Source organism: Alphaproteobacteria bacterium GM7ARS4, assembly GCA_014332745.1.
GTDB lineage: Bacteria > Pseudomonadota > Alphaproteobacteria > GM7ARS4 > GM7ARS4 > GM7ARS4.
Window position 1 is genome coordinate 1 of the sequence record JACONL010000014.1, and the last position, 19934, is coordinate 19934.

The 19934-nt window shown below is 51.0% G+C and carries 17 protein-coding genes; 4 read left to right on the forward strand and 13 right to left on the reverse strand.

What is annotated here, in order from left to right:
* The 8 genes from GDA54_06625 to GDA54_06660 form a co-directional block, all read right to left on the reverse strand.
* On the reverse strand, positions 1 to 250 hold a 250-nt coding region (locus tag GDA54_06625), incomplete at its 3' end, for a hypothetical protein (GenBank protein ID MBC6497973.1).
* 96 nt (positions 251 to 346) lie between these two features.
* A complete protein-coding gene (locus GDA54_06630) occupies positions 347 to 1381 on the reverse strand; it encodes a hypothetical protein (protein ID MBC6497974.1) in 1035 nt (344 codons plus the stop codon).
* An 83-nt stretch (positions 1382 to 1464) separates the two neighbouring features.
* Positions 1465 to 2310, reverse strand: a complete 846-nt coding sequence (locus GDA54_06635) for a substrate-binding domain-containing protein (protein ID MBC6497975.1) — start codon at positions 2308 to 2310, stop codon at positions 1465 to 1467.
* A gap of 38 nt (positions 2311 to 2348) precedes the next feature.
* Positions 2349 to 3026 (reverse strand): ATP-binding cassette domain-containing protein, encoded by a 678-nt coding sequence (locus GDA54_06640; GenBank protein ID MBC6497976.1) that lies wholly within the window; start codon positions 3024 to 3026, stop codon positions 2349 to 2351.
* Positions 3027 to 3034: 8 nt separating this feature from the next.
* On the reverse strand, positions 3035 to 3730 hold the full coding sequence (locus GDA54_06645) for an ABC transporter permease (GenBank protein ID MBC6497977.1): 696 nt from the start codon (positions 3728 to 3730) through the stop codon (positions 3035 to 3037).
* Complete coding sequence (locus tag GDA54_06650; GenBank protein MBC6497978.1) at positions 3730 to 4965, reverse strand: ATP phosphoribosyltransferase regulatory subunit; 1236 nt, start codon at positions 4963 to 4965, stop codon at positions 3730 to 3732. The genes GDA54_06645 and GDA54_06650 overlap by 1 nt, the downstream gene beginning before the upstream one ends.
* A gap of 34 nt (positions 4966 to 4999) precedes the next feature.
* Positions 5000 to 5692 carry an anion permease gene (locus tag GDA54_06655; protein ID MBC6497979.1) on the reverse strand — a complete coding sequence of 231 codons (693 nt, stop codon included), beginning with the start codon at positions 5690 to 5692 and terminating at the stop codon, positions 5000 to 5002.
* Positions 5693 to 5727: 35 nt separating this feature from the next.
* On the reverse strand, positions 5728 to 6813 hold the full coding sequence (locus GDA54_06660; GenBank protein MBC6497980.1) for an SLC13 family permease: 1086 nt from the start codon (positions 6811 to 6813) through the stop codon (positions 5728 to 5730).
* A 243-nt stretch (positions 6814 to 7056) separates the two neighbouring features.
* Between GDA54_06660 and GDA54_06665 the strand changes: the two genes are divergently transcribed.
* Positions 7057 to 7203 carry a hypothetical protein gene (locus GDA54_06665; GenBank protein ID MBC6497981.1) on the forward strand — a complete coding sequence of 49 codons (147 nt, stop codon included), beginning with the start codon at positions 7057 to 7059 and terminating at the stop codon, positions 7201 to 7203.
* A 24-nt stretch (positions 7204 to 7227) separates the two neighbouring features.
* Positions 7228 to 9075 (forward strand): phosphomethylpyrimidine synthase ThiC, encoded by a 1848-nt coding sequence (thiC, locus tag GDA54_06670; GenBank protein ID MBC6497982.1) that lies wholly within the window; start codon positions 7228 to 7230, stop codon positions 9073 to 9075.
* Positions 9076 to 9111: 36 nt separating this feature from the next.
* Here thiC and GDA54_06675 read toward each other — a convergent pair whose 3' ends face one another.
* The 5 genes from GDA54_06675 to tilS form a co-directional block, all read right to left on the reverse strand.
* Positions 9112 to 9921: a bifunctional hydroxymethylpyrimidine kinase/phosphomethylpyrimidine kinase gene (locus GDA54_06675; protein ID MBC6497983.1), complete on the reverse strand. Its 810-nt coding sequence runs from the start codon at positions 9919 to 9921 to the stop codon at positions 9112 to 9114.
* Positions 9918 to 11273, reverse strand: coding sequence for a phosphoglucosamine mutase (gene glmM, locus GDA54_06680; protein ID MBC6497984.1), 1356 nt, complete (start codon positions 11271 to 11273; stop codon positions 9918 to 9920). The genes GDA54_06675 and glmM overlap by 4 nt, the downstream gene beginning before the upstream one ends.
* Before the next feature lie 131 nt (positions 11274 to 11404).
* Positions 11405 to 12523 (reverse strand): dihydropteroate synthase, encoded by a 1119-nt coding sequence (folP, locus tag GDA54_06685; GenBank protein ID MBC6497985.1) that lies wholly within the window; start codon positions 12521 to 12523, stop codon positions 11405 to 11407.
* 61 nt (positions 12524 to 12584) lie between these two features.
* The gene (locus GDA54_06690) at positions 12585 to 14531 is read right to left on the reverse strand and encodes an ATP-dependent metallopeptidase FtsH/Yme1/Tma family protein (GenBank protein MBC6497986.1); all 1947 of its coding nucleotides are present in this window, start codon (positions 14529 to 14531) and stop codon (positions 12585 to 12587) included.
* A 185-nt stretch (positions 14532 to 14716) separates the two neighbouring features.
* On the reverse strand, positions 14717 to 15790 hold the full coding sequence (gene tilS, locus GDA54_06695; protein ID MBC6497987.1) for a tRNA lysidine(34) synthetase TilS: 1074 nt from the start codon (positions 15788 to 15790) through the stop codon (positions 14717 to 14719).
* Between the two features lie 98 nt (positions 15791 to 15888).
* Here tilS and GDA54_06700 point away from each other — a divergent pair, with 98 nt between their 5' ends.
* Positions 15889 to 18267, forward strand: a complete 2379-nt coding sequence (locus GDA54_06700) for a S8 family serine peptidase (protein ID MBC6497988.1) — start codon at positions 15889 to 15891, stop codon at positions 18265 to 18267.
* Between the two features lie 222 nt (positions 18268 to 18489).
* The gene (locus GDA54_06705) at positions 18490 to 19926 is read left to right on the forward strand and encodes a tetratricopeptide repeat protein (GenBank protein MBC6497989.1); all 1437 of its coding nucleotides are present in this window, start codon (positions 18490 to 18492) and stop codon (positions 19924 to 19926) included.
* Positions 19927 to 19934: the final 8 nt, after the last annotated feature.

The following is a 19934-nucleotide window of genomic DNA, read 5'->3' on the forward strand; positions in this document are numbered from 1 at the left end:
TTCTTCGTTGTTTCTGGATGGCAGATATGTCAACGTTCTTCTTAGGACTACCATAGCCGTGGTAGCGACAATACCACATGTGAGAGGCGGGTTTTTCCATATCTTTCCCGTGGACATGGTGAATGTGGATATGGCGATTCCTATCATCCCCGGGCTTTGTAAAATAAAACTGACGCGCCGCTGTCGTAGGCACATGGCCTGTGCCGCTAAAGAGGACGTCATGGGTTGTTTGGTGTTGAGGGGGTGGCATGATGTGTCTTCTGTGGCGCTTGACGGACGATAGGAAGGGGGTGTCGGTATGGCGGTGAGGGGGAAAAGACGGGCTCTTTTTACGATACCACTCTTATCATACGCCCGTTTTCTCGTAAAGGGACTCATCGCCTTCGATAATCCGCCTCAAAATGTTTTTCAGGTGATAGTCTTCGATGACACGGCGTTTTGCCTCCAGAATATAAGGGTAGCGTTCCTCCCACAAGGGACTATGACAGACGTCCTTGATTGTCTTGATGCTTCCCTCAATATCAAAAATATCGATGGGGGTGAAGGCTTGCGCGGGGAAGTAGTCGCCAAGATTGGCGCAACCATAATAGAAAGGATAGGCTTCCCCCAGATAGGCATCGGGAATCTTTTCCGACCAGAAATGGGGAATGGTCTGATTCTCTAAGGCAATGGTGTATCGATAGGGGTCGAGTCCATCGGCTTTATTGGCAATGAAGCGCTGTCTTTTCTCCTTATCGTCATAGCCGTGGCCATACACATGGGCATCATCGCCCATGGCGTCCTTGAGCGCCTCTACAAATTGACGACGTTGCTTATGTCGTCCGGCCCTTAACTTTCCACTACAAAAGACGGAGAGTATCCTTGTTTTTTGCTGACGTTTCGAAGACAAGATACGCGCCCATATTGCATGTGATGTAGGCTGGCGAGGGCGCGCCCACAGCATCACACGCCTTTTAAGCTCTTTTGTCTCGATGCCATAATGCCACATGAGGCAAGGGAGTCTTATCCACCGCCCTTCATAGCCCGAAATTTCATAAGGTGATATAACAATGTCATAGTGCTCATTGACATATTGCGCGAATTTTGCGATCAGCTTCTTTAGGTAAAGCGTCTTCTCATTGATAACCAAGATTCTTTGTTGTTTCTTGATGGCAGATATGTCAACGTTCTTCTTAAGACTACCATAGCCGTGGTAGCGACAATACCACATGTGAGAGGCGGGTTTTTCCATATCTTTCCCGTGGACATGGTGAATGTGGATATGGTGATTCCTATCATCCCCGGGCTTTGCAAAATAAAACTGACGCGCCGCTGTCTTAGCCACAGAGTCTGCGCCGTGAAAGAGGACGTCATGGGTTGTTTGGTGTTGAGAGGGTGGCATGATGTGTCTTCTGTGGCACTTGATGGGACGATAGGGAGTAAGTATAGACATGCCGTTTTCCCCGTCAACGGTCATGTCAAGGGTCAAGGCAAGGGGAAAAAGGCTTGCTCCCCTTGTATATGATAGTTTGCAATCAACGCTTTACCTTCTGGACTACGTAGCCACTGGGCAAAGAGGATGGCATGGGCATTATCCTCTTGGCGGTGGATGTGCGGGAGGATGACACTATAGATGTTCTCTAAGAGACTTTTCTCCTCGTTCTCTCCTTGATAAAGAGTAGTGAGAGTCGATTTATTGGCAAAATTGAGCCATGTGGCTCTATCGGTGAGTGTGTATGCTCCTTGCGCTGTGGCGATATTGAGTGTTGCTCCCATACCGCTACCGCTGACGATATACCACCGATGGGTCGCATGAGGCATGGGCATCGAACCACTCCCTTTCCATAAGGCTTTTTCTCTGCTATGGGTGCCGCTATGGTCGCCCCTAGAAACAAAGAGACCGCATCCCGTGTGAAATTGGCGAAAGACATGATAAATGTGCTGATGCTCTTTGATACGGCACGGGTCAGAGGAAGGGCCTACAACGATAAAATCATTCGTCATAAAGGGGATATGAAGGGTGGCATGTCCTTGACGTATGAATTGTCTCTCTGCCTCGGGGTCATGGACAATGAGGACATCGCTATCGCCTCGCCTCCCTATCTCTAGTACCTGCCCGCTTCCCGCCACAAGGAGCTGCACCGATAGACCATATGCTTCCTCGAAATGAGGGAGAATAAAATCCATCAAGCCTGAATTCTCAGTGGATGTCGTGGCGGCAATAAGCAATGTCTTGCCTTGTGCCTCGCTGGCGGACAGGCATGGCATAAAACACAACAGAGACCATAAAAAGACATGAGGGCGCATGACGGGGGGGCGTATGACGGGCATGATGGGTGTCTATCCTCACAATCTCTCAAGAGACCATGTCAGAGAAGGGATAAGGCTGTATGACGAGCAAAGAAGGTCTCTGTGCTGTCATGCTGGACGAGTTCTCCTTTTCGCATGAGCCAGATATCTGTTCCTAGGGCGCGTGCTTGGTTGAGGTCATGGGTGCTCATGAGGATTGTGCAATGTTTTCGACAAAAGTCATCCATCATCTGGTCAAAGCGTTTGCTATTGTGGGCGTCTAAGTGGGTTGTTGGTTCATCCATGAGAAGGAAATCAGGTTTGACGCACCAAGCGCGGGCAAGGGCAAGCAACTGCATCTGTCCGCTAGAGAGACGCCTGACGGGCGTATGGCGTAGGGTGTGTAAGCCTGCCATCGTCAATGCTTCATGGGCGCGTTCAATACGTTGGGCTTTAGGATAGCGACATAATGATAGAGCAAACAAGATATTACGCAAACAATGACAATTATAGAGGAAGGCGGGTTTGGAAAAGACCATGAACGGATGTATGGTGCGCTGGCGCCAGACGACGCCAGCGCTCGGGGTGAGCAAGCCATAGACAATACGCATGAGCATGGTTTTACCAGCGCCATTGGCGCCCAGCAGCATGACGCGTTGTCGTCGCGCAATGGCGCTCGTGATATTGCGTAGAATATCTTGCTCGTTGAGACGAAGGGAGACCTTTTTCAGCTCGACAACCCTCTCAGGCACAGGCATGGACATCGTCAAGAGGATTTAAGGAGTCTTTTACGCAAGGCAAAAGCCGTCATGGTGATCACCATAGACAAGGACAGCAAAACAAGCCCTAAGGAAGAGGCAAAAATAAGATTCCCTTTACTTGTCTCAAGGGCGATGGCGGTTGTCATGACGCGGGTGGCATGGTGGATATTCCCGCCGACAATCATGACTCCTCCGACTTCTGATAATCCCCGACTGAGGGCGATAAGGAGTGATGTCATAAGAGAGAGGCGGGCGTCATACAAGAAATACCCTATCATCACCATAGGACGATAGCCTAAAACAGACCATTGCTCTTTGTGGCGATAGATAAGGTCGGATATGGTTTGTCGTGTCATCACCGTCAAGAGGGGGACCATGATGATAACCTGTACCATCATCATGGCATAGGGCGTGTAGAGGAGGGAGAGTTCGCCTAAAAGACCTTGTTTCGATAGAACAAGATAGACGAAGAGGCCTGCCAGAACGGGAGGAAGTCCCGTAAGGCTTTGCATGATGATAAGAATGGTGTGCGACAGGGGAAACGACAAGAGCGCCAAGACAGCGCCGAGAGGAAGGGCGATAAGGCTAGAAAAAAAGAGGGCGACTCCGCTGACTCGAAGGGACAATAGCACAATCTCTGTGAGGTCTGGGTCAAGGGTGAAGAGGAGTATAAAGGCGCTATTGAGGGTGGATGTCTCCATCACAAGAGCTCCTCGAGCGTCTCGTTATCGAGGATGGCTGAACATTGGAACAGACGCGCTTGACGCTGGTGAAATGCCTTATCTCCCTTGCACATGGCGTGAATAACGATGACACCTTGTTGTCGCCATCGTGCGATGGTGTCTCTGCTGTTGTTTTCTAGGGCATAGACTTTCTTTGCTGTTGTGGCGGACGGGACAACGCGCATGATAGAGTCGAGAAAAAGCGTCAACCCAACAGCTTGCTCCCTGTTTTTATGGCGCGCTATCAGTGGTGTCTTTTGGCGAGGCACGGCATTTTTATGGTGGGGATGACGTTGCAAGGTCATATCGTCGTCATCGACGATGTAGCGTCCTCCCCTCCCTAATTCATAGCGGGCATCTCGTGCGAAATAAGAAAAGGTGATGCCACTATGGTAGGCAAAGCCTCTATTCTCTAAAGGGTCAAGGATAAGCGTCACATCATCCCTGATATGAATATCGTCATCGATACGTTGGGCAGTCGCAAGGAACGCATGGCATGGGGGTTGGCATGAGGGGGGCAAGGTCATGTGGCGTATCTGTTCTATGGCATCCTTTGATTTTCCCGCACAGCGAATGAGAGCAATAAAGATATGGGCAGCATCGTCATGGAGGGATGTCTTGATAAAGGTTTCGTCTTTGTTATTGAGGGCTTTACGCATGTCATCGGCGTCATCGCCTTGAATAGCATAGTGCGTAAACAGGGCTTGGGTTAAGGGAGGCATGTTGAGGTCAACAGTGATATGCGACATCAGGGTATGTCGTAGGGCATCAACGCCCATAAGAATCACTTCGCTATCGGCGCGTTCACTCTCAGCGCCAAAAAATTCGATACCCACATGTTTAAATTGTCGCGCAGGTATCAAGGCATCGCTCTGGGCGTTGGTAATGTCCCCTTGGTAGCACAAACGTAAAGGACGAGGCATAGAGCCTAGTCGAGTGCATGCGATACGCGCCACCTGTGTTGTGAAGTCATTGCGTAAACACATCGTATGATTGGAAATGGGGTCTATCACCTTGATGCGATTATCCACGCTATGTAAGGTCGTGATATAGTCGTGCGTCTCGAATTCAAAAAGGGAAGGCGTGACACATTGATATCCAGCCATACGAAAGTCGCGCATGATTTGATAGAGCACATCCTCGTGCCTATCCGCATGGGGAGGCACAACATCCTCGAATCCTACGGGAAGTGGCTCTTGATGTCGCCGATTCATCGTCTCTACCTCCTATAGCCCACGTTATCCTTCCTCACGACCATAAGCCATAATACCATGGAACAAACAGCGTGAAGGCTATCCACATTAAGAGAGCGAGAGGAAGCCCGACATTGATAAAATCACCAAAACGATAATGGCCAGGTCCCATGACTAAGACGTTCGTTTGATAGCCAATGGGCGTGATAAAACAGCAATTGGACGCAAGGATCACGGTGATGGCAAAAATGATGGGGTCGATATTGAGCGTGAGCGCCGTATTGACAGCAATAGGCGTAAAAATCAAAGCACAAGCATTATTGCTAATCAAATTTGTGACGATGGTGACGAGTAAAAAGAAGAGAGAGAGCATGCCGACAGGGCCAAACAAGGGTGAAAAAAAGTAGACAATGACATGGGCAAGGTACGCCGCTGACCCCGTGCGTTCGAGGATTGTCCCTAAGGCGATCCCCGCCCCAATGAGCAGGACAATGCGTCTATCGATGGCGCGCGCCGCTTGATTGGCGGTTACGACTTGCGTTGCCAGCATCGTGACAGCGCCAAGAGTGGAGGCAGCAACGGTCGAGAGCGTGTCGCTAGCGATGAGGGCGATCGTCCCACATAGGATGAGATAGGCGCGCCTTGCCATGATCGGTGTTGGCAGATAGACGGTGGAACGTTCGATCACCATAAGGTCCCGAGGCGTGCTTTGGGATAAAGACTTCATGTTGCGAGGCTTTGCCATCACCAAGAGTATATCACCCGCCTCTAGACGTATCTCAGTCAGACGCCGAGTTCGAGGGTATTGCCAATCATGGAGGATGCTGGAACAACCATGACTTCACTGAGGATACGCCCTGTTTCCTCGCCTTCCTCCAATGACGTCTGTCCGTAAGAGAAGGAGTCGAGATAGCCTTCACCAACGATAACGTCATCACTACTGACAAGGTCTGCCAGCATTTTCCCTGTTGTGGCGATGACGAGGACGTCGCCAGCCTCTAAGGCAAAATCGTCATAGGGAGGCACTTCGCTATGTTCCCCCCTTAAAATCATACGCACTGTGACATCTTTGAGACTAGGGAATCGGCCATGGCGTGACGACTCGCCTATGAGTTTAGATTTAGCGGGAACGGTGATTTGGGCGATGAATTGTTTTCCTTTCTCCTCTTGAAACAGGGTGCCAGCCATATCAGCTCGGTTTGGTAATAGATAGGGAGCAACAAAGGTGATATAGAGGAAGCCGACACCAGCCAACAGGAGGCCAGGTATTGTGAATTCGAAAAAATCAAGCTCACCATACCCCAGCTCACCCATCGTGCTCGAGACGAGGATATTGGTGCTTGAGCCAATAAGAGTCGTCATCCCGCCAAGAATAGCCGCAAAACTTAAAGGCATCATGACCATGCTGGGCGACAGGTGAAAGCGTTGAGCGAGGGCTTGCATGATAGGAATAAAAATAACGACCATCGGTGTATTGTTGAGAAAACCGCTCATAATGGTCACGGCAAACAGAATAAAAGCCGTGAGCACAAGCCAATACTTGACTCCTAGGTCGAAAATCTTATCGGCAATCCTATCCAGAGAGCCTGTTTGCATAAGCCCTTGTCCCATCACAAGAAATGCCAAGACCGTCATAAGGGCAGGGCTCGCAAATCCTTGCAGAATATCTCCTGCTCCCAAAACAATAGCGCCATCCTCTCCACGCAATGGCACAACATGCAAGAAGACCAATAACAACGTGAGCGTCCCTAAGGACACTTGCTCGATATGCGTATTCTCACTGAAGGCGTAGAGAAGAATGACACCCGCCACCATGGTCAAAGCAAGAATGATAGGCGTTGTCGGGACAAGGCTGATGGTGTCGAGCATTATGGATATGGAATGAAAAATCTTCGTAACACGTTCACCGCCATCCCTCTTTTTTCACACTGTGTTAAAATGTCATATGGTGTCGTTTTCATGCCTGTTATCGGGCTTGCATATCAGTGGAAGAAGAGTATGATGGTGGCGTGCTTCTTCACACCGAGGACACATGTCGTCGGGGAGGGGGCGGACGATACGAGACAGGCATCATGTGTCAACCTTCGAGTGCGAGGAGTAGGATAACGATACATGGCTAGGCATCACCTCACGGGAGTCTCTACCATAGAAGGAATCGTCTTGGCAAGCCTCTTATGTCGTTTTTGTCTCGTCATGGGGAAGAATAGTGATAACATAGAGGATGGGGGGAGGATGGGGGAGAAAAGCACCGGTGGATAACCAGCAGAGGAGAACGTCATGACCATGACCCTAAAAGATGAAGCAGGGGCATACAGCATAGAAACCGACAGCGTGTCTTTCGAGGGAGGTGCGCGTCCTTCTGTGACAGCGGGCGCTCTCACAGGTTCTAGAAAAGTCTATGTGAACATGGCGGACGAGACGCGTATCAAGGTTGGCATGCGCGCTATTGCGCTCCAAGATGACAGCCAGAAAGAGCTCTACCTATACGATAGTTCAGGCCCCTATGGTGATGACGCATGCTCTGTTGATGTGGAAAAAGGCTTGGTTGCCCTTCGACAGCCATGGATTGACGAGCGAGGCGATGTGGAGGCGTCGACTCCTTTATGGAGGGATAGGGACGATTCGAAGGAAAAAAAGAGCGATTCCCTCCCGACATTTCATCGCAAGACGCACAAAATTTATCGTGCTTGTAAGGGACGGGCTGTGACACAGATGGCGTATGCCCGACAAGGTATCATCACGCCAGAAATGCGCTATATTGCCGAACGTGAAAATGAAGGACGCCAACCTCAGGGGCGGGTGGTGTCTCATGCTGACGGGCTCCCCGATCATGTAACCCCCGAATTTGTGCGTGATGAAGTGGCGCGGGGACGCGCCATCATTCCATGTAATATCAATCATCCCGAGTCCGAGCCTATGATTATTGGGCGTCGTTTCCGAGTGAAAATCAACGCCAATATCGGCAATTCTGCCGTGTCATCCTCTGTCTATGAGGAGGTCGATAAGATGGTGTGGGCGATCCGTTGGGGCGCAGATACGGTGATGGACCTCTCTACAGGGGCGGACATCCATAGGATAAGGGAATGGATTATCCGCAATGCTCCTGTGCCTATTGGCACGGTGCCTCTCTATCAGGCGCTAGAAAAAGTAGGGGGTGTGCCAGAGGACCTCTCATGGGAGATTTTCCGTGACACCCTCATCGAGCAAGCCGAGCAAGGCGTTGATTATTTCACCATTCATGCTGGCGTCCGTCTTGCCTATATCCCCATGACTGTGGAACGGCTGACGGGGATTGTCTCACGGGGCGGTTCTATCATTGCCAAATGGTGTCTTGCGCACCACCGAGAGAATTTCCTTTACACCCATTTCGAGGATATATGCGAGATCATGCGCGCTTATGACATCAGTTTTTCCCTTGGTGATGGGTTGCGCCCGGGCTCTATTGCTGATGCCAGTGATCAAGCCCAGTTTGCTGAATTGGAAACATTGGGACAGCTGACACGAACGGCTTGGTCTCATGACGTCCAAGTCATGGTAGAGGGGCCAGGCCATGTGCCTATGGACCAAATCAAAATGAATATGGATAAGCAATTAAAGCACTGCCATGAAGCACCCTTTTACACACTAGGGCCCCTCACGACAGACATCGCACCGGGATATGACCATATCACATCGGCAGTGGGTGCTGCCATGATAGGGTGGTATGGCACGGCGATGCTCTGTTATGTCACGCCAAAAGAGCATCTGGGTTTACCGAACAAGGATGACGTTAAAGAAGGGGTGCTTGCCTACAAAATTGCGGCCCATGCGGCGGATATTGCCAAAGGGCATAAAGGTGCGAGAATGCGCGATGACGCCTTGTCAAAAGCGCGCTTTGAATTCCGTTGGCAGGACCAGTTCCACCTCTCCCTTGACCCCGATAGAGCACAATCCTACCATGATGCCACGCTTCCCGCTGAAGGAGCAAAGCGCGCCCACTTTTGCTCGATGTGTGGGCCTAAATTTTGTTCCATGAAAATCTCCCATGACCTTCGCCATGAGGCACAGAAAGGCATGCAGGATATGGCGGAACGCTTCAAAGAAAAGGGGAGTCAGCTCTATATCACAGAAGAGCAGGATGGGCATTCCTGACTCTGAAGAGACATCCCATCCTATCACGGGATAGCGTTATGCCAGTCCGCCTATGCCTGTGTCTGTGTCTGTTTTCCGAAGGTGGGCGATGACGACATCTCGCGCTCTTTGATAGCTCGACAGCATATCATGGCCGTTAGCGACAAAGAAGGATAAGGCAGAGGCAAAGCAACATCCTGTGCCATGGTGGTAGAACGGCGTGCTACGCATTCTTGCATGCCTTGATATGATAGGCTCATCACGCCCTTCACAGAGGAGAACATCCTCAATGTCGTTGCCTGTTCCTCTGTGGTTGTTGCCATCACCCCCTGTGATAATGACATTTTTGACGCCCTGGGCTCTGAGGATAGAGGCGGATTCTATGGCGTCATGGGTATTGGCAATGGTTGAACGGGTAAGACATTGCGCTTCGTAGATATTGGGTGTGATGCAGTGGAGAATGGGGAAAAATGTTGTCATCAAGGCATGCTGTGCCTTGTCATTTTGAAAACAATATCCTGTGCTGGCGCTGATAACAGGGTCGAGAATGATGGGAATGCGCGCTTTTGCCAATGGTGTCAAGAAGGGAGCAAGATGGCGTATGGTCACGTCAGAGCCAAGGACACCGATCTTGACGGCTTTGATGGGGTAGAGCGCAAGGAGGGAAAGAATTTGTTGCGTAACGATTTTTCGCGAGAGGAATTCGACATAGGAACATTCCTCGTGGTTTTGTGCGGTCACAGCCGTCAAGACGGTGAGGGGATAGCCTCCCAATTGCCGTATTGTCATGCTGTCACGTTGTATGCCTGCTCCTGACGAACTATCGCTTCCCCCGATAAGTAGGAAAAAAGGCGGCGACTCTGTCAAGAATTCGCTTCGAGAAGGCGTTGCTTAATATGGCGAACGGCCTGTTTCATGGTCTGTTCGTTTTGACTGCTGGCGGTGATACGTATGACGGGTTCTGTGCCAGACGGGCGCACGACGAGCATGCCATGCTGTCCCAATTTTTTCCGCCAGTATGCCACATCTTCCTCGATGTCTTTCGTTTTTGCCTTCTGTTTTGTGTCGACACAGACGTTATCATGCATTTGGGGAAGTTTTTGCACAAGGGTCAAGGCTTGGCTGGCTTTTAACTTGAGGCGGAGCATGGCAGCAAGTGCTTGTAAGGCGGCAATGAGGCCATCGCCAATGCCTCCATGCTCCTTGAAGAGGATATGCCCCGATGTTTCACCACCAAAGTCAGCGTCACACTTTTGTATATGTTGGAAGACGTGGCGGTCTCCTACCTGTGCCCGATGAAATCGAACACCCAACGTATCAAGGAAAGAAACAAGCCCGACATTGCTAATCACCGTGCCAATGACGCAAGGCTTATGCCCGTTGATAAACGTTTTCCCGGCATAGCGGTCTTTTGCTAACAAGGCAAGAATGTCGTCGCCATCAAAAATCCCGCCCTGTTCATCCACAAGGACGACACGGTCGCCATCACCATCTAAGGCGATTCCTAGGTTAGCCTTATGGGTGCGCACCGCTTGGGCAAGAGAGTGCGGGTCAATAGCGCCACATGAGTCATTGATGTTGAAACCATTCGGTTCATCGTGAATCTTGATAACATCGGCGCCGAGTTCCCATAAAACGGTTGGCGCTGTCTTATAGGTAGCCCCATTGGCACAATCGACAACGATCTTGAGTGATTCGAGACTCAGAGATGTATCGAAAGTAGATTTGACATATTCGATATAGCGTCCCATAGCGCCATCGAGGCGTGTCGTGCGTCCCAATTGTGTCGGTGGTGCTAGCTGGTCCATCATCTGCTCGTTAGCAACAAAATCGGCGATCTTCTTCTGCATATCATCGCTCAATTTAGAGCCAGACGAATCGAAGAATTTTATCCCATTGTCATGGTAAGGATTGTGGGATGCCGATATCATGATACCAATATCGCCGCGTAGACTCTGTGTCAGCATGCTGACAGCGGGCGTGGGAAGAGGACCAACGAGGAAAACATCCATGCCCATAGAGACAAAGCCCGCTGTCAAGGCTGGCTCGACCATGTAGCCAGAAAGGCGCGTGTCTTTGCCAATAATCACCCGATGACGGTGCGCGCCATTCATAAAACAATGGGCTGTCGCCATGGCCACTTTGAGAATTGTCGATGGCTCTACAGGATAGCTATTGGCAATACCTCTGATACCATCAGTTCCAAATAATGTATTCATAGACACACCACACTTTAAAAAATAGAAGAATAGCCCCCCTATCTATAAAGCAATATGTACAAAGCGATGTGATTATTATACACAGCTCTCACCAATATGCATTCACGAACGGTGTCATTAAGACACAAGGACTATGTATGGATCGCATGCCATAGGGCAAGGGCTTGTCTTGTCTCATAGACATCATGGACACGTATCATATGACATCCACTATAAGCGCCATGTAACGTTGCTGTGATAGAGCCTGCTTGTCGTTTATTGGCTGGAGATTGCCTGTCAATATCACCGATAAAGCGTTTGCGTGATGCGCCAAGGAGGAGAGGGATACCCAACCCATGAAAGAGAGCGATATGACGCAAGAGTTCTCGATTGTGGGCAAGGGTTTTACCGAACCCAATACCAATATCACCCCATAGACGTTGCCTATGGATAGAGGATTGTTCACACATGTGAATACGTTCTTGTAGAGCATCATAGACGTCAAGGACAACGCAATCATAGGAAGGATGGTCCTGCATGGTCTGTGGCGTTCCTTGCATATGCATAAGGATGATAGGCGCATGGGCATGGCGCTGGGCGACGTCCATGCTTTTCGCGTCATGACGAAGGGCACTGACATCATTGATAAGAGAGGCGCCATGGGCAAGGGCGGAATCGATTGTCTGGGCGTTACGGCTATCGATAGACATGGTGATATGTTTGGCGGCAAGGGCTTTGATGACAGGGATAACGCGTTGTTGCTCTTCCTCTATTGGCACAATACGTGCTTGGGGGCGTGTTGATTCTCCTCCTATATCGATAATATGGGCGCCAGCCTTATGGAGTGCTAAAGCGTGGGTGATGGCGTGTTCTTTGAGCACATAAAGTCCTCCATCGGAAAAACTATCTGGTGTCACATTGACAATCCCCATAATAAGGGGCGCATCTGCTTTCATCTCTGGAAAAGGATGAGGACGAGGAGAGGTCAGCTTGTCTATAAGGGCGCGTCCTTGTTCTTGTATGGCATGGCCGTGATGATGGAGGAGGTAGGCATCGAGCTGGTGATAGGGAACAATAGGATGATGTTCAAAGGCATGACGCCTCGAAGAGGATTGCTTATCTGTTATGATGACAGAGCAATGGCTAAAGGCTGTGTTGCAGTGTTCCCCGCCAAGAGGAGCAAGGGGCAGGGCAGACCCATGCTGGACGCTATCACGCGCCATAGTGCCATGACAAAAGAAGCATGGTTCGAGATAAAGTGTCTTCGCCATGATGATTGAGGTGATACGTCCTATGGGACTCTCTCACGGCAAGAGAGCGTCCCGTTTTTTTTTATGACGGAACAGGCTTTGTCACTGGTGACGATGGACGTGGCTCTTTTGAGGCTGATGCTGTTGGGGACTTCGTTACAGGCATAGAATTATGGGGCGTTCCCTTTGGACCGCTCTCACGCCCTTCCTTATGGTGATATTTTTTGAGGCTTCCCTCTTCTAAGAGCGTTTTGACTTCTTCTCCGCTCAATGTCTCATACTCAAGGAGAGCCTCTGAAAGAAGGCGCAGCTTATCGGTATGCTTTTTGAGGACAGAGCGCGCCTTGTCTTCTCCTTCGCAAATAATTCTGTGAATTTCCTTATCGATCATATGGGCTGTGGCATCGGAGACATTTTTGCGTTGGGTGACGGAGTGTCCAAGGAAAATCTCGTCCTGATTTTCGCTATAACGCAAAGGCCCTAATGTGTCACTCATTCCCCACTCCGTGACCATAGAGCGTGCCAGATGGGTTGCCTGAACAATATCGTTAGAAGCGCCAGATGTCACATGCTCTTTGCCAAAGGTAATTTCTTCGGCAACGCGTCCGCCAAACATCATGGCGATACGTCCCTCAATTTCATTTTTTCGCATGCTATACCTGTCGCGTTCTGGCAGATTCATGGTAACGCCTAAGGCGCGTCCTCGAGGGATAATGGTCACCTTATGGAGCGGGTCATTGCCTGAGACATACATACCCACGAGGGCATGGCCTGCTTCGTGATAGGCTGTGAGTGTGCGCTCTTCTTTTGTCATCACCATAGAGCGTCTTTCGGCGCCCATCATGACTTTATCTTTTGCCTCTTCGAAATCTGCCATGGTGACCATGGTTCTATTGCGTCTTGCGGCAAGCAATGCCGATTCATTGACGATATTGCTGAGGTCTGCGCCTGAAAAGCCGGGGGTTGAGCGGGCGATCGTCTTGAGTTTCACATTAGGGGCAAGTTTAATTTTTCGGGTGTGAACCTCTAAGATCTTTGTGCGCCCCTCGATATCAGGGTTAGAGACAACGACCTGCCTATCAAAGCGGCCGGGACGCAAAAGAGCGGGATCTAACACATCGGGGCGGTTGGTTGCTGCAATTAAAATGATACCTTCATTGACGTCAAAGCCATCCATTTCCACCAGCAGCTGATTGAGCGTCTGTTCTCGTTCGTCATTGCCGCCACCAAGCCCCGCCCCTCGGTGACGCCCCACCGCATCGATTTCATCGACAAAGATGATACAGGGAGCATTTTTCTTACCTTGTTCGAACATGTCGCGGACTCGACTCGCCCCCACCCCTACAAACATTTCAACAAAGTCAGAGCCAGAAATCGTGAAAAAGGGAACATTCGCCTCGCCTGCCACCGACCGCGCCAGAAGTGTCTTGCCTGTCCCCGGCGGCCCCACCAGCAGAGCGCCTCGAGGAATTTTCGCGCCTAATTTTTGGAATTTCGATGGCTCACGCAAGAATTCCACGATCTCTTGTAATTCTTGCTTTGCTTCCTCAACGCCGGCGACGTCTTTGAACGTGACTTTTTCTCCCTTATCGGCAAGGAGGCGAGCGCGCGACCTCCCAAAACTCATGACACGCCCACCACCGCCCATCTGCGTGTTCTGCATGATAAAGAGCCATAGCCCTAACAGCAAAAGCGCTGGTATCCAATAGATGAGGGAACTAAAAAATCCCTTCTCTTCGCCATGATGTTCGGCATGAACAATGACATTCTGCTTCGTCAAATTCTCTGCAAGAGCCGTATGAAAAGGAATGATGGTCGTGAATTTCTGTCCGTCAGAAAAGACACCTTGGAGTTTTTGTCCCTTGATGGACACACTACGCACACCACCACTCTCGACATTTTTTAGAAAGTCAGAATAGGCCAGCTCCTGAGCGCCATCATTCTTGTTATGGACGAGGGTGTTGTAGGCCAATAAAACGAAGAGGACGATACCTCCCCAAATCAAAAAAGACCGCACAAATTTATCCATATGTTGTCATCCCACACATTTTTACCTTGACGTTACACTAAGGGTGATTCTATCCCGTTGCAAGCAAGATTTTAGGAAAGACCCCCATCGTGTGCGTCATGTCATGGGGACTGACGGGGAAAAGACGCATGTCGTATGACGACAGAGCGTTCCTTTCTCTAACCATAAGATGTGGCTCTGTGGCGTCAGCGCCCGTCCCATAATGCCGTCTTACCCACGTCTAAGGCAAGCGGCACTGAGGAACAGCAGGCATGTTCGCGCATGATATAGAGCATGTCCCTCTGTGCTTGGTGCTGGAGCATACAGCCATGGAGTGTATGCCCCAGCGGCGCGTTTCCCTTATACGCATAGAGGCTCTCCAGCAGCCTCTTATTGCTTTGTAGGCGTGGCATATATGTCTTTCCACTCACCAAACGAAGCACGCGTCCCACTATCTGCATGGCAATGTCGTCATGGCATCGTCTTAGGTCACCTATCTTCACCACAGCATATCCCCAGCATGACACATGGAGGGAAGAGGCAATCCATTGAGCCATATCTTTTTCTAAAACATCACGCACACGGCGACATGCATGGGTTGCCTTTGTCACCTTTGCGGGAATAAGGCCTATCGTATGCAGATGATGGGCGTGCTGGCGTATGCGTGTTCTCAGAAAACGGGGATCTTTATTAGCGGGGTCACAGACGGGCTCATGGGCTTTAATCCCTAGATGGCGCGCGGTGGCAAGAATGCTCTCTTTGTCAATGGTTAAGAGGGGACGTATCACGCGTATGTGATGGCGATAATGAACGGGGAGGATACCTCCTAACCCATAGACGCCGCTTCCTCGTCCCACGCGTATCACCCATGTCTCGACTTGGTCTTGTTGATGATGTGCTGTGACAAGGTGCGTGACCGCATGGCGCTGGCACCATGCCTCCATAAGCCTATAGCGGTAGGTGCGCGCCCATGCTTGGGTATTGCCTAGAATAGGCGGATGTGTTTCTGTGAGGATATGGCTTGTCATGCCTTTGGATGTCAACCACCGCTGTGTTTTGTCCGCTTCTTGTGCTGAAGAGGGGCGAAGACCATGGTCTATGGTGAGCGCGACAACAGACAATGTCTTGGCTTCTCCCCATCGATGCATAAGAAGAGACATCGTCATGCTATCTATCCCGCCTGAGACGGCAAGGGCAATGGTCGCCCTTGCCTCGAAAGGTTCAAAGGGCTTCATGAGGCGCATGAAAGAGCCGTCATCAATATACGAACGTTCTGACATGTTGACAGGATGTGGTATGGACGATATAGTGCGGGGATAGCATTGGGCCTTAAGATGCTCTCGAGACAACCTCAAAGACATCATGGATGGGTCTATAGATGACGCTTTTACCTTTAACGACGAGAACGGAAGGGGCTTTTAAGAAGGGGGCGTGCCTATTTCTACCAGTGGCCTTGATAGCCTGTGGCGGGGGCGGTGGAGGAGGCGGCGCTCCTGCCGGCATCGCACCCATCTTTTCTACGGTTGCCAGTCAAGAAAGCGATGCGCCACAGAATTTTCTCTTAGATGAAGTTGTAGCACAACGGGCTGGAGGGGGTATTCCCTCCTCCACGAGTGACGCAAGAGATGCCATGTTGCCTTTCCTGAGGACGCGTTTTCCCGTCACCGTTGAGACGCAAAACGCTGGCGGTGTCGCCGATGCGCCCACCTTTCGTACCCATCAACGTGGAAGCACGACAGTGCTCAATGCCGAATATGTGGATACCAGTGGTGGCGCGATCAATTACATGGAGCTCATCAATGTGGCGCCTGCATATGCAGGGGGGTGGACGGGAAAGGGTGTGACGGTTGGCATTTTGGATACGCCTTTATCATTGGGTCATAAAGAGCTCACGGGGAAGAAGATTACATATCTCAATCGGGCGCCTCTCTCGACGTCGTATACCCAAGTAGGTTCACATGGGACACACGTGGCGTCTTTGATGGCGGGTACGTATAATGATGACGATATGACAGGCGTCATGGGGGTCGCCTATGATGCCGATATTCTTTCCTATGGGACGGCGCATGATCTGTTTATGTTGTCTAACATCATAGATCCTAGGCCTAGCGATGGCTTGGATGCCGCTGAGTCCGCGCTCGCCGTCTGGCAAGAGAATGCTGAACGCACCAGCAGCGACCACATGAGAGAACGGAGTTTTGCGATACCGTTCGCAGATCGTCGATTCGGAGAGGTGGTCGCAGCGCCGGGCTTCCGCTTTTTAGCGGGACAGAGCCATCGTGGCTATAAGGCCGATGTCATCGCATTCAGCGCGGGACTCCTCAATTCAGGCGGATATACGAGGCAGGACATCATCGAGTCCCTCCCACACTTGCTTGATGCGTTGCTTCAGCCGTGGAATGATGCCGCCTCTAAGTCCATCATTGTCTTGGCGAGCGGTAATAGTGGACTGTCATTGCCGGAAGTGCCGGGGAGATTGCCCGGTATCTTCCCTGAATTACGTGGCCACGTGTTGTCTGTTGTATCGACTGGTGCTGACGGACGCCTGACCAGTGCTGGCCATCGGTGCGGTGCTGACTCGGCGTCATGGTGCATAGGCGCGCCTGGCACGGGCATCAGACTCGCTCGTAGTACGTCGGTTGGTGACTCGTCTTATGAGGTCGATGAGGGTTCGTCTTTCGCAGTGCCTCTCGTGGCGGGCGGGTTAGCGAGGGATGCGCGATTTTCTCCCGCACAGAGCATGTTGCTCGTGCCCTCAGCCAGTGGCGATGCCTTTTTACGCCTTGTATCAATGGAGATGACATTGTTCGACAGGTTAGAGACAGCCTTTCGCTTTCCTATGTCGTTGTTCGTCCACCAAGACACCCCCCCTTGGTCGCCTTTAACCCATGCCTCTGGCGATGCTTATGAAGCGTCCATAAAGGGATTATGGGGAGGTGACGGACGTGTGAGGCTTACGACAGAGCGCTATGCTCTGAGTCACACCATGAATTTTTACCGCCAGCAAGGGCTCTCGTCTATTGCGCTTGGCGACGGGGCGAGCTTTGCCAATCCATATTTTGTGTTGATGCCATCAAGACAGCACGGCTTGATGGTCACGGGGTCTACATTTGGCTTTGCGATGATGATGGCATCCCCACCCGAAGGGGCCCGCGCACAGGGACGAGAGAGCGCTGGCACGGGGTCCCTTGTGACGCTGACGCCACACCGCCATGTAACGATGCATGCTGGGTATAGCGATGAAGGCAATAGGCTATTGGGGATGACGGGTCATGGCGGGTTTGCCTTTCGCGCGGGAAAGACGTTTTTTTCTGGCGTGCAAGCATCCGTCCCTCTCGGCAGCTGGACGGGATTAGGGCAAGTATTCATAGGCAAGAGTGACGCCCACGCCACAGGCCATCATTTGATAAGGGCGATAGAACCGCTCATCAGCAGCTCCTTTGATGTGGCGATACAGAAAAGGGGATTTTTTGGCAACGACCAGCTCATGGTGCATGTGCATCAGCCTTTGCGTATAGAGCGAGGGGCAGCGACATTGCGCTATGCGACATGGCGTCATGGGGAAGAGCGCCTTTACGACAATGTGTCGTTGCCATTAGCGCCACAAGGACGGGAAATCCGCATGGGAGTCGCCTACCAGCGTCAATTCGCCCATGGCACATTACAGCTACGGAGCGCGTATATCAGACAACCCCATCACCACCGCCATGCGCCCTCGGCTGTGCGCTTTATCGCATCTTTTAAGAAACACTTCTAGCCTTCATACGTCATGGTCATAGGTGTCATAGGGGGGCATCATAGGCTCTATTATTATATGACATCCCATTGATTATCTATACTATATAGAGTATAGTATGGGGTAGGGGGAGATCGGTGTCTGTTCACACGGCGCATCGATGATGTGGTGACGCTTTGCTTTCATAGCGCGTCCCATGTCCTCATCCCATGGGTTAAGAACAGCCGACAGGAGGTCAGCCGCGTGAGACATCAGTCAAAAAGGAACAAAGGGGTATCCCTCTTGGTCTGTGCCATGCTGTCCTTAGGCAATGCGCATTGTTCCCAAGACGTCCTCGAGCCATCTCAGGAGAATATCGATAGTTTCATGCAGCGTCTCTTGAGGACGGCAGACAATTTATTGGCGAAAAAGGATGTACAGAATGCGTCACTTCTCTACAAGAAAATCATAGACCAGAGCGATACGGAGAGCAGTTATATTTTTGCTGTGCCAGCCCTGAACGGCTATGGTGAGTCCCTCGTTGATTTGAATAATCCTGTGGAGGCGTTGGAACAATTCCGTGAGTCATTGACAATCCAGCGCTATGGCAACGAAAGGGCGCATTTTGGCATGGCGAAGGCGTATCTTGCCCTCAATCGTCCCGATGATGCCATTGTGCACTATGCCCATATTTTAGAAAACCTCCCAGACCATCCCGAAGCCTATAACGGCCTTGGCGTTGCTTACGATAGTAAAGGCCTTCATGAAGAGGCGCAGCTCGCCTACAGAAAAGGGTTAGCGCGCGCCCCCGCTGATATATCTCTGGCCAATAATCTTGGTGTGTCGTTGATGTTGAGTGGACGATTTGACGAAGCCATTGCGACCCTTAAAGAGCTCAGTTTTGACCATAAGGCGACACCAAAAATACGCCAGAACCTCGCCTTTGCCTACGCCTTCATCGGTAAAATGGAGACAGCGGAGCAGATCAGCCGTATTGATTTAGACCCACAAGCGAGCAAGCGGAATCTTGCTTTTTTTCAGCAATTGCGCGCAGCACAGCAAGCCAATCTTGCCCGTCAAGAGAGAAGAGCAAAGGAGAAACACCAAGCAGGGTTGGCAGGAGACAACAAGACACGCGCACAGAACGCCCTGACGTTGAAAACAACCCCCGGACAAGCAACCTCAGAGAGGGGACATCGAGCAGACATGCTGCTCCTTGAGCCTTCTGACACCGCCACAGCAACAGACGGCAGACAGGAAGAGGGTAGAGTCGACACAGACACCATGGCCATGAAAGAGATCCCCTCGAGTCGCTCCCCTTCCACAAGGAAGGACAAACGCCCTCCACTGGATGAGGACGAGGCGCGCAAACAAGCCATCCTCAATGCGGTGCGCGATAAGGCATCACAACTAGAAGAAGAGGCAGCAAAAAATGGTCTCGTGGGAGGCGTCTATACCGTCCAAGTCGGCGCTTATCGCTTTGTCAAGGTTGCCAATGCCACAGCAGACAGGTTAAGACGCGAAGGATACAAACCCTATCTTGTGGTCATAAAAGATAGGAAAGGCAAACAGCTCCACCTATTACGCCTTGGTGCTTATGATAAAACGACGGATGCTATCAAGACGATCGAAGAGCTCTATGAAAGTCTTGGCGTGCTGGGTGAGATTCGTTTGGTCGATAATACCCCGCCGCCCTCGTGAAGCATCGA